Origin of the sequence: Caballeronia sp. LjRoot34, from assembly GCF_964253815.1 — a bacterium.
Lineage (GTDB): Bacteria > Pseudomonadota > Gammaproteobacteria > Burkholderiales > Burkholderiaceae > Caballeronia.
Genome location: NZ_CAXUSB020000001.1, coordinates 3796804 through 3811612, shown reverse-complemented (window position 1 = coordinate 3811612; position 14809 = coordinate 3796804). Strand labels below are relative to the sequence as shown.

The 14809-nt window shown below is 56.9% G+C and carries 9 protein-coding genes, 2 tRNA genes and 2 rRNA genes; 7 read left to right on the top strand and 6 right to left on the bottom strand.

Annotation, left to right across the window (positions count from 1 at the left end; genetic code table 11):
* Window positions 1-191: 191 nt before the first annotated feature.
* Window positions 192-941 (bottom strand): phosphoglycolate phosphatase, encoded by a 750-nt coding sequence (locus ACSQ36_RS17060; protein ID WP_213768495.1) that lies wholly within the window; start codon window positions 939-941, stop codon window positions 192-194.
* On the bottom strand, window positions 938-1633 hold the full coding sequence (rpe, locus tag ACSQ36_RS17055) for a ribulose-phosphate 3-epimerase (protein WP_213768496.1): 696 nt from the start codon (window positions 1631-1633) through the stop codon (window positions 938-940). Before rpe ends, ACSQ36_RS17060 begins: the two co-directional genes overlap by 4 nt.
* Before the next feature lie 279 nt (window positions 1634-1912).
* Here rpe and apaG point away from each other — a divergent pair, with 279 nt between their 5' ends.
* Together apaG and mltA are read left to right on the top strand one after the other, a co-directional pair.
* Window positions 1913-2287: a Co2+/Mg2+ efflux protein ApaG gene (gene apaG, locus ACSQ36_RS17050; protein ID WP_165092620.1), complete on the top strand. Its 375-nt coding sequence runs from the start codon at window positions 1913-1915 to the stop codon at window positions 2285-2287.
* Between the two features lie 94 nt (window positions 2288-2381).
* The gene (mltA, locus tag ACSQ36_RS17045; RefSeq protein ID WP_436183205.1) at window positions 2382-3623 is read left to right on the top strand and encodes a murein transglycosylase A; all 1242 of its coding nucleotides are present in this window, start codon (window positions 2382-2384) and stop codon (window positions 3621-3623) included.
* Between the two features lie 163 nt (window positions 3624-3786).
* Here mltA and paaK read toward each other — a convergent pair whose 3' ends face one another.
* From paaK to paaN, 4 genes are all read right to left on the bottom strand, one after another.
* Window positions 3787-5091, bottom strand: coding sequence for a phenylacetate--CoA ligase PaaK (gene paaK / locus ACSQ36_RS17040; RefSeq protein ID WP_436182793.1), 1305 nt, complete (start codon window positions 5089-5091; stop codon window positions 3787-3789).
* 74 nt (window positions 5092-5165) lie between these two features.
* Window positions 5166-5597, bottom strand: coding sequence for a hydroxyphenylacetyl-CoA thioesterase PaaI (gene paaI, locus ACSQ36_RS17035; RefSeq protein ID WP_436182792.1), 432 nt, complete (start codon window positions 5595-5597; stop codon window positions 5166-5168).
* A gap of 33 nt (window positions 5598-5630) precedes the next feature.
* Complete coding sequence (paaG, locus tag ACSQ36_RS17030; RefSeq protein ID WP_436182791.1) at window positions 5631-6428, bottom strand: 2-(1,2-epoxy-1,2-dihydrophenyl)acetyl-CoA isomerase PaaG; 798 nt, start codon at window positions 6426-6428, stop codon at window positions 5631-5633.
* A gap of 120 nt (window positions 6429-6548) precedes the next feature.
* On the bottom strand, window positions 6549-8258 hold the full coding sequence (gene paaN / locus ACSQ36_RS17025) for a phenylacetic acid degradation protein PaaN (protein WP_436182790.1): 1710 nt from the start codon (window positions 8256-8258) through the stop codon (window positions 6549-6551).
* Window positions 8259-8388: 130 nt separating this feature from the next.
* On the opposite strand from paaN, the gene ACSQ36_RS17020 reads away from it, so the two are divergent.
* The 5 genes from ACSQ36_RS17020 (at window position 8389) to ACSQ36_RS17000 (ending at window position 14722) form a co-directional block, all read left to right on the top strand.
* Complete coding sequence (locus ACSQ36_RS17020; protein WP_436182789.1) at window positions 8389-9165, top strand: enoyl-CoA hydratase; 777 nt, start codon at window positions 8389-8391, stop codon at window positions 9163-9165.
* Window positions 9166-9686: 521 nt separating this feature from the next.
* A 16S ribosomal RNA gene (locus ACSQ36_RS17015) occupies window positions 9687-11217 on the top strand.
* A gap of 69 nt (window positions 11218-11286) precedes the next feature.
* Window positions 11287-11363: transfer RNA gene (locus ACSQ36_RS17010), tRNA-Ile, on the top strand.
* 75 nt (window positions 11364-11438) lie between these two features.
* A tRNA-Ala gene (locus tag ACSQ36_RS17005) sits at window positions 11439-11514 on the top strand.
* 327 nt (window positions 11515-11841) lie between these two features.
* Window positions 11842-14722, top strand: a 23S ribosomal RNA gene (locus ACSQ36_RS17000).
* The 16S and 23S rRNA genes sit together here with 2 tRNA genes alongside, the layout of an rRNA operon.
* Window positions 14723-14809: the final 87 nt, after the last annotated feature.

The following is a 14809-nucleotide window of genomic DNA, read 5'->3' as shown; positions in this document are numbered from 1 at the left end:
CAGGCCAGGCATCAAGGTAAAACAAGTCGGCGGGATCGGCGCGCGGAATGCGCAGCGAAACAAAAAACGGTTGCCGAAGACGAGCTTCGGCGTTCCTCAGGCGAGGTTAGCGCGACCAGCGACGCCAGGGCCAGGCTCCCCGGTCGATGCTGCTCAGACTCCGTTTTTTGTTCAGAAACATGAGGATTGAACTAGTCAGTCGATGTTGTCGCGCCGGGTGCAGCAGGCGCGGTCATGGTTGCTGCTATTGCCTGTGCGGCAGCTAGCAGGGAAGAAACTATACCATCGGATTTCACCAGGTGCACGGGTTTGCCGTGGTTGTAACCGTAAGGTACCGTAAGCGTCGCCATACCCGCTGCGCGACCCGCCAGCGCATCATTCTCCGAATCCCCAATGGCCACGGCTTCGCGTGGCAGCACGTCCAGCCGTTCGCAAGCAATCAGCATAGGCGCCGGATCAGGCTTTTTTTGCGGGACGGAATCGCCGCCGAGCACAACCTTGAAGTATTCGGCCAAGCCGAATTTTGTTAACAATTCGACAGCGAACCTGTGCGGCTTGTTCGTCACGCATGCCAACGGCAATCCGAGATCCCGCAGCGCTTTCAAGCCTTCCGTGACTTCGGGATAGAGCGTGGCGTGCTGTCCATTGATGCGTGCATATTCGGTCTGATAGATCGCGAGCGCGTCCTCGAACTTCGTGGCTGCTTCGAGTGCTGAAAACCGCACGGCCAGCACGCTGCGGATCAGGTTCTCCGAACCTTTGCCGATATAGCCAATGACTTCGTCCCGATCTGTGGCTTTCGTGCCGATCCGCGCCAGCATGCCGTTGAGCGCGGCGACGAAATCGTCCGCGGTGTCGATCATGGTCCCGTCAAGGTCAATGATCGCCGCGCGCAGCGTCTTGTTCGTGAACGCCGGAAGCTCCGCCGTGAGTTCGCTCATCGTGCTTCCCCGGTATTCACTTTGGCCAACTCGGCGCGCATTTGCGCAATCACGTCGTGATAATTGTGGTGGCCGAAAATGGCCGATCCAGCCACGAACGTATCCGCGCCGGCTTCCGCGATTTCCCGGATGTTATCGATTTTGACGCCGCCGTCCACTTCGAGATGAATCTCGCGTCCGGTCCGCTCGCGGTATTCGTCAATGCGCCGACGCGCTTCGCGCAGTTTAACGAGCGCTTCGGGAATGAACGACTGGCCGCCGAAGCCCGGATTCACCGACATGATGAGCACCAGGTCGACTTTATCCATGACATAGTCGAGATGACTCAACGACGTCGCCGGGTTAAAAACGAGACCTGCCTTGCAACCGTGTTCGCGAATCAGCGAAAGCGTGCGATCGATATGATCTGAACCTTGCGGGTGAAAGCTGATCACATTAGCGCCGGCCTTGGCGAAATCCGGCACGATCCGATCGACCGGCCGCACCATCAGATGCACGTCGATAGGAACATCCGTATGCGGACGCAGCGCCTCACAGACCATGGGGCCGATTGTCAGGTTCGGGACGTAATGGTTGTCCATCACGTCGAAGTGGATCCAGTCTGCGCCGGCGGCGACCACATTGCGGACCTCTTCGCCGAGAATGGCGAAGTCGGCGGACAAAATACTGGGGGACAGGCGAAATTGCGTCATGACGTCGGCCGGTTGCGAGCGGAAAATGCATTTTACAGCGTGAAGACCTTTTTGACCGCTGACCGAATGGCCTACGTCCCATCCCGCGGCCTTTCGCGGGAGCTTCGTGCGGCTGACAAAGCCCTTGCACGCAGTGGCGTTCTGTTGCGGGCACCGGCTGCATCAAGCAGAATGCGTCACCTGACGTTCACGCAAATTCGCGAGACCCGCGCCGGGCCTCTGTCCTTAGAGGGGGGAGGGGTTCGAACCCGCGTAGCACATTTTTGAATTGGAAAAGCGATGAGCCAGTATGAATTCAGCGTTTCCGTCCAGACGCAGTATCTCCCTGAACAATCGGATCCGGACGCCCGGCAGTTTGCTTTCGCCTACACCCTGACCATCCGCAATACCGGGCAGGTCGCGGCGCAACTGATCTCGCGCCACTGGATCATTACTGACAGCGACGACGTAGTGCAGGAAGTAAAGGGACTTGGCGTGGTGGGGAACCAGCCATTGCTGCCGCCGGGAGAGAAATTCGAGTACACGAGTTGGGCCGTCATTGCGACACCCGTTGGCACCATGCGTGGTTCGTATTTTTGCGTAGCCGAAGATGGCGAGCGTTTCGAGGCCCCAATTGCCGAGTTTTCGTTGCACATGCCGCGTACGCTGCATTGACCGGCAGCGCTGAAACACGTGCCGTCATGGTGCTTGCTGCTTTCGTTTCTCCTGGCGCCTGTTTTTCTTCTTGCCCGAAGCCGTCCACACGACGATAAAGATCAGCAGAAGCAGCGCCACGAGAGACTCGAGCGCAAAAATAAGCATTGGGTATTCGTCGAATAGATCAGACATGGCGGTTCTCATCAAGAACGAACATTGTATGCGTTTCACTCGCTCGCTCGCCGGATTGGCGGGTTGGGCGGCGTCGATTACAGCAGCCGTCCTGCTCGCTTCGTGCGGCGGTGGCTCCATTAAGTCCGGGTATCTCGCGCCACCGACCGGTGCGCCGATCATCACGGGACAGCGCGCGGCTAATCGCTTGACTGCAGTGAGCTGGCAGCAAGTGCCCGGCTGGCAGGACGACTCGTTGCTCGGCGCGACTGCCGCGATGCGCCAGAACTGCAGCCGTCTCGCGCAACAGCCCGCGTGGCGCCGGGCATGCGCGGCGGCGCAGCGTCTCGACGATCTCGACATGAACGCCGCCCGCGAATTCTTCGAAGCGTATTTCACGCCGTTCCAGTTGGCCAACACCGACGGCACGCTCGACGGTCTGGTGACCGGTTACTACGAGCCCTTGTTGCGCGGTTCGCGTACGCGTCACGGGGCTTATCAATACGCGTTGTATCGATGGCCGTATCGGTTCAAAGCCGGCACCGCATTGCCGACGCGTGCCCAGCTTGAAAGTTCGGGTGTGTTGAACGGCAACGAACTGGTTTGGGTCGATGATCCTATCGAAGCGTTCTTCCTGCAGATCCAGGGCTCGGGACAAGTCGTGATGGAAGACGGGACCACCATGCGCATTGGTTTTGGCGGGACGAACAACCAGCCGTACAAATCAATCGGGCGTGAGTTGCTGGATCGGCGTGAACTCGCGCCTGCACAGGCCACGATGCAAGGTATCAAGGCGTGGGCGAAAGCGAATCCGTCGCGTGTCGATGCATTGCTCGACGTCAATCCGCGCTTTGTGTTCTTCCGCGAGATGCCGGGCACGGAAACGCTGGCGGCTGGCGTGGGAACCGGGCCGGTGGGCGCGTTGGGTGTTCCGCTTACGCCGGAACGTTCGATCGCGGTCGACCCGTCCTCCATCCCGCTCGGCACGCCGGTTTTCTTGCAGACCACTCGCCCGTTGAGCAATTCGCCGATGAACCGGCTGGTGTTCGCCCAGGACACCGGCAGCGCGATCAAGGGCGGCGTGCGCGCGGATTATTTCTGGGGTCTGGGTGACGATGCCGGCGATCTCGCTGGCCGGATGAAGCAGGCCGGCAGGATGTGGCTGCTCCTGCCGAATTCGTAGACGGGTGTTGGGGATGTCGCGAGAGTAGGCGTAAGCGCCGGATTGCCGGCGCTTACGCAATCAACTCGCTGCTTTGCGCGCGGGCGATCATTTGAGGATCGGCCCGAGAGAGCCGGAATCTTGAATGCGAGTATCGCTCGCGTAACAAGCGCAGAATACAGAATCAACTCGCTGCTTTGCGCCGGTCAATCACGCGCCGCGCCTTTCCAACCGACCGCTCAATACCGTTCACACCCAGCACCTGAACCACAGCACTGACACCGATCAAGGCTTTGATGTCGTAAGCGAGCGCAACTTTGGCCTGATCGAGAACCCCCATATCCGGGGCCGTTTCAGGACAAGGTTCAACATTCAACGTGAGCACATCAAGTGGACCTTCTTTCGTCAGCACGATCTGATAATGCGGCGCGAGCGCGTGCTGCTTGAGCAGCAGCTCTTCAATTTGCGTTGGAAATACATTCACACCGCGCACGATCATCATGTCGTCCGAGCGCCCCGTGATTTTTTCCATCCGACGCATCGTTCGCGCGCTTCCCGGCAAAAGCCGGGTGAGATCGCGAGTCCGGTAGCGGATGATCGGCAGCGCCTCCTTGGTCAGCGAAGTGAACACGAGTTCGCCCAGTTCACCGTCGGGCAAGACCTCGCCGGTCTCCGGATCAATGATCTCGGGATAGAAATGATCTTCCCAGATCGTCGGGCCGTCCTTCGTCTCGACACACTCCGACGCCACCCCCGGTCCCATTACTTCCGATAGCCCGTATATATCGACAGCGTCGATACCCATCCGCTTCTCGATAGCCGTGCGCATCTCGTTCGTCCACGGCTCCGCGCCGAAGATGCCGATCCGCAGCGAGCAATCTGCGGGATGAACGCCCTGGCGCTCGAGTTCGTCGGCGATCGACAGCATGTAACTGGGCGTCACCATGATGATGTCGGGGCGAAAATCCTGGATCAGTTGCACTTGCTTTTCAGTCTGGCCGCCGCCGAACGGGATCACGGTCAAACCAGCACGTTCAGCGCCGTAATGAGCGCCGAGGCCACCCGTGAATAAACCATAGCCGTAGCTGACGTGCACTTTGTCGCCACGCCGAGCGCCCGCAGCCCGAATGGAACGCGCGACGAGATTTGCCCAGGTGTCGATGTCCTTCGCCGTGTAACCAACCACGGTCGGCTTGCCCGTCGTCCCGGACGACGCGTGGATTCGCGAAATCTGGTCGTGTGGAACGGCGAACATACCGTACGGGTAGTTATCGCGGAGATCCTTCTTCGTCGTGAACGGGAAACGCGCTAAGTCGGCCAGGGTTTTCACGTCGTCCGGATGCACGCCCGCTTCGTCGAACTTGCGGCGGTACACCGGCGAGTTTTCATACGCATGGGCGAGCGACCACTTGAGGCGTTCGAGCTGCAGTGCCGTTAGTTCGTCGCGGCTGGCCGTCTCGATCGGGTCCAGCGGAAGCGCGTTGTTCATCGAGTGTCTCCTTCTTGATCGTCAATCAATCGCCCGAATCAAGTTCGTATGGGCGCTGTGTTTTGTAGGGTGGGTCAGGATTCCACGGAAACCAGCTTGCCCTTTATCTGCGACGACTTTCCGCGGAACATCGCGACCGTTTCGCCTTCGCGGTTCGTGACGCGAATGTCGTAGATGCCGGTTCGCCCCGTCAGTGATTGTTCGACAGCTTCTGCCGACAAGCGGTCGCCGCCTTTCACTGCACGCAGAAATTCAATGGAACAGCCTGCCGCGACCGTATTGATGTTGTACGAGTTACAGGCAAACGCGAACGTTGAGTCGGCCAGCGTGAAAATGAGTCCGCCGTGGCAGATACCGTGACCGTTCAGAAAGTCGTCGCGGACGTTCATTTGCATGCGCGCGTACCCCGGACGAACTTCCTTGAGTTCGAGGCCGAGCGCACGGCTGCATGCATCCGCTTCGTACATGGCTTGCGCGGTCGCGTTGGCGAGTTCTTCAGGTGTCATTGCTGCGTTCTCCCGGAGTTTTCTGATCGAATTTCAGAGGCCGTCGAAGCGGGGCGCACGTTTTTCCTTGAAGGCCGCGACGCCCTCGGCGTAGTCGTGCGAGTCACCTAGTTCGCGTTGAACGTCGCGCTCCAGATCCAATTGCTGATCGAGCGTATTGTTCGCGGCGGCACGGATAGCGTGCTTGATTGCTGCGATAGCCTTGGCGGGCTGCTGTGCGAGTTGCGCGGCAAGCTTCAGTGCAGCGCTCTGCAATTGCTCGTCGTCGACCACTTTCCAGACCAGTCCCCACGTCTCAGCTTGTTCGGCGCCCAGTTTGTCTCCGGTCAATGCGAGGCCCAGCGCCCGTGCTTCGCCAACGCGCCGCGGCAAGAGCCACGTGCCGCCGGTATCCGGAACCAGACCAATCTTCACAAAAGCCTGGACGAAACTCGCTGAACGCGACGCTACGATCAGGTCGCACGCCATGGCGAGATTCGCTCCGGCACCGGCCGCGATACCGTTGACAGCGGCAATCACCGGCAACGGCAAGGCCTGCAGGCGGCGCACGAGCGGGTTGAAATGCCGGTCGATCAGCGCGCCCAGATTGGTCATCGCGCCCGGCGTGAAGTCAAGATCGGCGAGATCCTGGCCCGCGCAAAAGCCGCGGCCCGCCCCCGTGATTACCAGTGCCCGGGCGTTGCTTCCTTCAACCTGATCGAGCGCTTTGTTCAATTCCTCGTGCATCGTCCGCGTGAAGCTGTTCAGCTTGTCGGGACGATTGAGCGTCAGCGTGGCGACGCGCGTGCTTGCGTCGATACAGATGACGATTGAATTGCTGTTGTCGGACATGGTGTCTCCTTGCTGACCAGGTTGTGCAAATACGCATGCCTTCGATACTAGCCGCGCCCGGCGCCGCGCTCCATTCTGCCGAATGGCCTATGTCTTGACGCGGCGTTGCGGGCCGGGCACCTATGCCGTTTGGCTAGCTGTTGCTGGCACGGTCTTGGGTGCAACATGCATTCTGCTTTGGACAACGCGGAAGCGGTTCGTGACGAACGCTGCGTCTGACAACGACGAGTTAGCTGCAGGATTGGCGCCAGTGCCGTGGAAATCCGAGTACGCCGCTGTCTGGTTGACGAACACGCCACTGGTCAGATTGATCGAGAGCGCGACACCGCCGCGGATCGCCGCGTCGTAGGCTGCGTCGACCACTGCATCGTCCGTGCTGTACACGGAGAACGTCAGCGCACCGTGTTCCGCAGCAATCGATCCCGCCAGGTCGAGAGACTGTGCTGTCGAGTCCGTCGCAATGACAAACGAGATTGGGCCGAACCACTCCTGCGTGAATTTTGCGGCGTCGGTACGAATGTCCAGTTTCAACATGAGAGGAGAGCGCACGTGGGCATCGGGGAACGTAGGATGAGCGAGCGATTGACTATCTGTCAGCACTTCGCCCAGTTGCCGGGCGTCGGCAATGCGCGCCATCACGCCATCATTCTGAATGGCACCCGTCAATTCCACCGCGCGGGCCGGATCGGAGACCAGCTTTTCGACGGCAGCCGCGAGCGTCTTCGCGACGTCGTCGAAGCTCATGTGGCCGTCGCTCGTCTGGATGCCGTCGCGTGGCACGTAGATGTTTTGCGGCGCCGTGCACATTTGGCCGGAGTACAACGCCAGCGAGAATGCGATATTGCCGGCAACAGCTTTGAGGTTATCTACCGAATCGATCACGATCTGATTCACGCCGGCCTTCTCCGTGTAGACCTGCGCCTGGTGCGCATGGCGCTCGAGCCAGTTGCCGTTTTGCGTGCTGCCGGTGAAATCGATCAGCTTGATTTCGGGGCGTAGCGCAAGATCCTGAACGAGGGGGCCATCGTTCGCTTCGGTCGCAAGCAGAGTGACCACGTTCGGGTCGAATCCGGCTTCGCGCAGAACGTCGCGAGCGATGCGTACCGTAATTGCCAGCGGCAGGATGGCGCCAGGATGCGGTTTGACGATGACCGTGTTGCCTGTGGTCAAATCGGCGAACATCCCCGGATAGCCGTTCCAGGTGGGGAATGTGCAGCAACCGAGCACAAGACCTGTACCGCGCGGCACGATGGTGAAACGCTTGTGCATCGCGAGCGGGGGATTCTTGCCTTGGGGCTTTTCCCAATAAGCGTCGGTAGGAATTCGGCGGAGCTCGTCCCACGCGTACGCCACTGCTTCGAGCGCGCGATCCTGTGCATGCGGACCGCCTGCCTGAAAGGCCATCATGAAGGCTTGCCCGGTCGTATGCATGACGCTGTAGCCGATCTCGAAACTCGCCTTGTTCAGCCGGGTCAGTATTTCGAGGCTGACACCCGCCCACGCGTCGGGACCGGCGGCGCGCCACTGACTTTGAGCGGTCCTGGATGCAGCCAGCAGTGCGTCGAGGTTCGCTTTCGGATAGCGGATTCCGAGCGCGAGTCCAAAGGGCGAACGCTCATTGCCAATCGTCTCGCCGGTTGTCGGCTGATCCAGATCGAAGGTTCGGTTCAGGTGTGCTTTGAAGGCCGCCTCGCCGTCCGTACTCGCCGTTTCACCGTACACTTTGGGACTCGGCATTTCCGGAAACGGGCTCCAGTAGCCACGTGTTGCAATGGCGGCGAGCGCTTGATTAAGCGTCGCTTCGTGCTTCGTGAATAGCGGATGTGTCATGGCGGCAAGGGATGAGTGACGGTGATGGACGCTTGATCAATTAATTGACCGACCGGTTGGTTTGCGAATGTTAGCATTTTCGAGACGCGTGCGCGAAGCGTTTTCGCGCGAGTTCACATAGGAGGAATGAATGGCTTACGAGAATCTATTGACCGAAGTCCGCGGACGAGTCGGCTTGATCACGTTGAACCGGCCTAAGGCGCTCAACGCGCTAAACGATGCCCTGATGGATGAGCTCGGCGTCGCGCTGAAGCAATTCGATGCCGACGAGAACATCGGCGCGATCGTGCTGACCGGCAGCGAAAAAGCGTTCGCGGCGGGGGCGGACATCGGCATGATGGCCGGCTATTCCTATATGGACACGTTCAAGGGTGACTTCATCACGCGCAACTGGGAAACGGTGCGCACTATTCGCAAGCCCATCGTTGCGGCGGTGTCAGGCTTCGCGCTCGGTGGCGGCTGCGAGCTGGCCATGATGTGCGACATCATCATTGCCGCCGATACCGCCAAGTTCGGACAACCGGAAATCAAGCTTGGCGTGATTCCGGGTGCTGGCGGCACGCAGCGCCTGCCGCGCGCAGTGTCGAAGGCGAAGGCAATGGACATGTGCCTGACCGCGCGCATGATGGGCGCCGAAGAGGCGGAGCGTGCTGGCTTGGTATCGCGCGTTGTGCCGGCGGCAAGCTTGTTGGACGAAGCAATGGAAGCGGCATCGACAATCGCGAGCTTCTCGCTGCCCGCGGTAATGATGGCGAAGGAGTCCGTTAATCGCGCATATGAATCGACGTTAGCAGAGGGAGTTCATTTCGAACGGCGCATGTTCCATTCACTCTTTGCCACTGAAGATCAGAAGGAAGGAATGGCCGCATTTGTTGAGAAGCGGAAACCGGTTTTTAAGCACCGCTGAAATTCTTTTCACGAACCTCTTGCGCGAGTGAGGAACGGGCACTAGAATTCCGTTCCTTCGCTTCACGAAGAGGCGAAGGGAAGTGAGAAAGTGCAGTAAGCGTGGCGCTTAAGAGGATGCCGCAGAGCCAAGCAGGACGGGCTTCGCAGCGAATCGGAAAGTTCAGGTGAAGTAAAAAAACCTGTTGACGGAAAGCGAAACGCAGGACATAATCTCGTTTCTGTGCTGCACGAGCAGCGACGCGAAAGCGGTGGGGTTCTGAGGGTTGGGGCTTTGCGGTTTGAGCGAATGTTCTTTAAAAACTAACAGCCGATAAGTGTGGGCGCTTGGTGTTTTGCTGAGAAGCGTGGTGGTGTTTTCCGGGGTTTCTCGGGAGACGCTGCCGTGAAGCGAAAGTATCAAGTCTCACACTAGTATTAAGGTAGGTTTTGAGCGTCTTTCCGAAAGGGAAGATGGGAGGAACTTGTCAGTACGTTGAGTGAGCGACCTATTCGCAAGAATAGAAAACAGTAACAGGCATTGAACTGAAGAGTTTGATCCTGGCTCAGATTGAACGCTGGCGGCATGCCTTACACATGCAAGTCGAACGGCAGCACGGGGGTAACCCTGGTGGCGAGTGGCGAACGGGTGAGTAATACATCGGAACGTGTCCTGTAGTGGGGGATAGCCCGGCGAAAGCCGGATTAATACCGCATACGATCTACGGAAGAAAGCGGGGGATCGAAAGACCTCGCGCTATAGGGGCGGCCGATGGCAGATTAGCTAGTTGGTGGGGTAAAGGCCTACCAAGGCGACGATCTGTAGCTGGTCTGAGAGGACGACCAGCCACACTGGGACTGAGACACGGCCCAGACTCCTACGGGAGGCAGCAGTGGGGAATTTTGGACAATGGGGGAAACCCTGATCCAGCAATGCCGCGTGTGTGAAGAAGGCCTTCGGGTTGTAAAGCACTTTTGTCCGGAAAGAAAACTTCTGCCCTAATACGGCGGGAGGATGACGGTACCGGAAGAATAAGCACCGGCTAACTACGTGCCAGCAGCCGCGGTAATACGTAGGGTGCGAGCGTTAATCGGAATTACTGGGCGTAAAGCGTGCGCAGGCGGTTCGTTAAGACAGATGTGAAATCCCCGGGCTTAACCTGGGAACTGCATTTGTGACTGGCGAGCTAGAGTATGGCAGAGGGGGGTAGAATTCCACGTGTAGCAGTGAAATGCGTAGAGATGTGGAGGAATACCGATGGCGAAGGCAGCCCCCTGGGCCAATACTGACGCTCATGCACGAAAGCGTGGGGAGCAAACAGGATTAGATACCCTGGTAGTCCACGCCCTAAACGATGTCAACTAGTTGTTGGGTCTTCATTGACTTAGTAACGTAGCTAACGCGTGAAGTTGACCGCCTGGGGAGTACGGTCGCAAGATTAAAACTCAAAGGAATTGACGGGGACCCGCACAAGCGGTGGATGATGTGGATTAATTCGATGCAACGCGAAAAACCTTACCTACCCTTGACATGGTCGGAACCCTGCTGAAAGGTGGGGGTGCTCGAAAGAGAACCGATACACAGGTGCTGCATGGCTGTCGTCAGCTCGTGTCGTGAGATGTTGGGTTAAGTCCCGCAACGAGCGCAACCCTTGTCCTTAGTTGCTACGCAAGAGCACTCTAAGGAGACTGCCGGTGACAAACCGGAGGAAGGTGGGGATGACGTCAAGTCCTCATGGCCCTTATGGGTAGGGCTTCACACGTCATACAATGGTCGGAACAGAGGGCTGCCAACCCGTGAGGGGGAGCTAATCCCAGAAAACCGATCGTAGTCCGGATCGTAGTCTGCAACTCGACTACGTGAAGCTGGAATCGCTAGTAATCGCGGATCAGCATGCCGCGGTGAATACGTTCCCGGGTCTTGTACACACCGCCCGTCACACCATGGGAGTGGGTTTTACCAGAAGTGGCTAGTCTAACCGCAAGGAGGACGGTCACCACGGTAGGATTCATGACTGGGGTGAAGTCGTAACAAGGTAGCCGTATCGGAAGGTGCGGCTGGATCACCTCCTTTCTCGAGCTCAACGTTTCAAAGTGAAGTGCTAAAGCGCTCACGCTTATCGGCTGTAAGAAGACAGGCTAAGGGTCTGTAGCTCAGTTGGTTAGAGCACCGTCTTGATAAGGCGGGGGTCGTTGGTTCGAATCCAACCAGACCCACCATGATTCGCTTGAAAGTGATTGACGAAAGTTAATCGCATTCAAACCAATCTACGGACCCTTCAGCATCGCGGTACTGGGGGATTAGCTCAGCTGGGAGAGCACCTGCTTTGCAAGCAGGGGGTCGTCGGTTCGATCCCGTCATCCTCCACCAATCACCAACGCATAGCATTCTTTATAAAGAGAGTGATTACGCATTGGCGATTGAGCCAGTCAGTAAGCAACTTAAAGCATAGCGCTTTAAGTTGTGCTGTCGTTCTTTAACAATCTGGAAGAAGTAGTAAAGAGATTCACGAAAGTACACTTAGAGATGGGTGTGTGAGTAGGTGAATCAGGGTTGTGATTGTATCAATGTATGAAAAGGTGATCGAAAGATTGCTTTGGAATACGGCGCAACACGAATACTCAACCTATAGCGAGGTGAAGAAAAACACGGTCCGGGGCAACCTGGGTAGTGTTTGGAGAGACACACTCGTTATAGGGTCAAGCGAACAAGTGCATGTGGTGGATGCCTTGGCGATCACAGGCGATGAAGGACGCGGTAGCCTGCGAAAAGCTACGGGGAGCTGGCAAACGAGCTTTGATCCGTAGATGTCCGAATGGGGAAACCCGGCCCTTCTGGGTCATCCTAGACTGAATACATAGGTCTAGTGAAGCGAACGCGGTGAACTGAAACATCTAAGTAACCGCAGGAAAAGAAATCAACCGAGATTCCCAAAGTAGTGGCGAGCGAAATGGGATCAGCCTGTACTCTTTAGCACGACCGTTAGCCGAACACTCTGGAAAGTGTGACCATAGCAGGTGATAGTCCTGTAGGCGAAAGCGGATGTGTGGAACTAGGTGTACGACAAGTAGGGCGGGACACGTGAAATCCTGTCTGAAGATGGGGGGACCATCCTCCAAGGCTAAATACTCGTGATCGACCGATAGTGAACCAGTACCGTGAGGGAAAGGCGAAAAGAACCCCGGGAGGGGAGTGAAATAGATCCTGAAACCGCATGCATACAAACAGTCGGAGCCTCGCAAGGGGTGACGGCGTACCTTTTGTATAATGGGTCAGCGACTTACGTTCAGTAGCAAGGTTAACTGATTAAGGCAGCCGTAGCGAAAGCGAGTCCGAATAGGGCGTTCAGTTGCTGGGCGTAGACCCGAAACCAAGTGATCTATCCATGGCCAGGTTGAAGGTGCGGTAACACGTACTGGAGGACCGAACCCACTAATGTTGAAAAATTAGGGGATGAGCTGTGGATAGGGGTGAAAGGCTAAACAAACTTGGAAATAGCTGGTTCTCTCCGAAAACTATTTAGGTAGTGCCTCGTGTATCACCTTCGGGGGTAGAGCACTGTCATGGTTGTGGGGTCCATTGCGGATTACTACGCCATAGCAAACTCCGAATACCGAAGAGTGCAATCACGGGAGACAGACATCGGGTGCTAACGTCCGGTGTCAAGAGGGAAACAACCCAGACCGCCAGCTAAGGTCCCCAAATATTGCTAAGTGGGAAACGAAGTGGGAAGGCTAAAACAGTCAGGAAGTTGGCTTAGAAGCAGCCATCTTTTAAAGAAAGCGTAATAGCTCACTGATCGAGTCGTCCTGCGCGGAAGATGTAACGGGGCTAAGCAATATACCGAAGCTGCGGATGCGGGATTTATCCCGCATGGTAGGAGAGCGTTCCGTAAGCCTGTGAAGGTGCATTGAAAAGTGTGCTGGAGGTATCGGAAGTGCGAATGCTGACATGAGTAGCGATAAAGGGGGTGAAAAGCCCCCTCGCCGTAAGCCCAAGGTTTCCTACGCAACGTTCATCGGCGTAGGGTGAGTCGGCCCCTAAGGCGAGGCAGAAATGCGTAGCTGATGGGAAGCAGGTTAATATTCCTGCACCATTGTTAAATGCGATGGGGGGACGGATCGCGGAAGGTTGTCCGGGTGTTGGAAGTCCCGGTCCTTGCATTGGAGAAGGCGCTTAGGCAAATCCGGGCGCGGAATTCAAGGGTGTGAGGCGAGCCGCTTAGGTGGCGAAGCAATCGGAAGTGGTTCCAAGAAAAGCCTCTAAGCTTCAGTTTAACAAGACCGTACCGCAAACCGACACAGGTGGGCGAGATGAGTATTCTAAGGCGCTTGAGAGAACTCGGGAGAAGGAACTCGGCAAATTGGTACCGTAACTTCGGGATAAGGTACGCCCCTGTAGCTTGACTGGCCTGCGCCAGGAGGGTGAAGGGGTTGCAATAAACTGGTGGCTGCGACTGTTTAATAAAAACACAGCACTCTGCAAACACGAAAGTGGACGTATAGGGTGTGACGCCTGCCCGGTGCCGGAAGATTAAATGATGGGGTGCAAGCTCTTGATTGAAGTCCCGGTAAACGGCGGCCGTAACTATAACGGTCCTAAGGTAGCGAAATTCCTTGTCGGGTAAGTTCCGACCTGCACGAATGGCGTAACGATGGCCACACTGTCTCCTCCCGAGACTCAGCGAAGTTGAAGTGTTTGTGATGATGCAATCTCCCCGCGGCTAGACGGAAAGACCCCATGAACCTTTACTGTAGCTTTGCATTGGACTTTGAACCGATCTGTGTAGGATAGGTGGGAGGCTATGAAACCGGAACGCTAGTTTCGGTGGAGCCGTCCTTGAAATACCACCCTGGTTTGTTTGAGGTTCTAACCTTGGTCCGTGATCCGGATCGGGGACAGTGCATGGTAGGCAGTTTGACTGGGGCGGTCTCCTCCCAAAGTGTAACGGAGGAGTACGAAGGTACGCTAGGTACGGTCGGAAATCGTGCTGATAGTGCAATGGCATAAGCGTGCTTAACTGCGAGACCGACAAGTCGAGCAGGTGCGAAAGCAGGTCATAGTGATCCGGTGGTTCTGTATGGAAGGGCCATCGCTCAACGGATAAAAGGTACTCTGGGGATAACAGGCTGATACCGCCCAAGAGTTCATATCGACGGCGGTGTTTGGCACCTCGATGTCGGCTCATCTCATCCTGGGGCTGTAGCCGGTCCCAAGGGTATGGCTGTTCGCCATTTAAAGAGGTACGTGAGCTGGGTTTAAAACGTCGTGAGACAGTTTGGTCCCTATCTGCCGTGGGCGTTGGATATTTGAAGGGGGCTGCTCCTAGTACGAGAGGACCGGAGTGGACGAACCTCTGGTGTACCGGTTGTCACGCCAGTGGCATCGCCGGGTAGCTATGTTCGGAAGAGATAACCGCTGAAAGCATCTAAGCGGGAAACTCGCCTTGAGATGAGATATCCCTGGAGCTTTAAGCTCCTTGAAGGGTCGTTCTAGACCAGGACGTTGATAGGTCAGGTGTGGAAGTGCAGTAATGCATTAAGCTAACTGATACTAATTGCCCGTAAGGCTTGATCCTATAACAAGTGTGTCTCCTATGGCCCAGTGCCAGACGAACGCGCAAGGTTGAGATCAGTGTTGTGCCAGTACTAAACACAACCCCAAG

Excerpts from the sequence above, each read along its gene's own strand:
- ACSQ36_RS17060 (WP_213768495.1), bottom strand. The coding sequence starts at position 941 with ATGAGCGAACTCACGGCGGAGCTTCCGGCGTTCACGAACAAGACGCTG.
- rpe (WP_213768496.1), bottom strand. The coding sequence starts at position 1,633 with ATGACGCAATTTCGCCTGTCCCCCAGTATTTTGTCCGCCGACTTCGCC.
- apaG (WP_165092620.1), top strand. The coding sequence starts at position 1,913 with ATGAGCCAGTATGAATTCAGCGTTTCCGTCCAGACGCAGTATCTCCCT.
- paaK (WP_436182793.1), bottom strand. The coding sequence starts at position 5,091 with ATGAACAACGCGCTTCCGCTGGACCCGATCGAGACGGCCAGCCGCGAC.
- paaI (WP_436182792.1), bottom strand. The coding sequence starts at position 5,597 with ATGACACCTGAAGAACTCGCCAACGCGACCGCGCAAGCCATGTACGAA.
- paaG (WP_436182791.1), bottom strand. The coding sequence starts at position 6,428 with ATGTCCGACAACAGCAATTCAATCGTCATCTGTATCGACGCAAGCACG.
- paaN (WP_436182790.1), bottom strand. The coding sequence starts at position 8,258 with ATGACACATCCGCTATTCACGAAGCACGAAGCGACGCTTAATCAAGCG.
- ACSQ36_RS17020 (WP_436182789.1), top strand. The coding sequence starts at position 8,389 with ATGGCTTACGAGAATCTATTGACCGAAGTCCGCGGACGAGTCGGCTTG.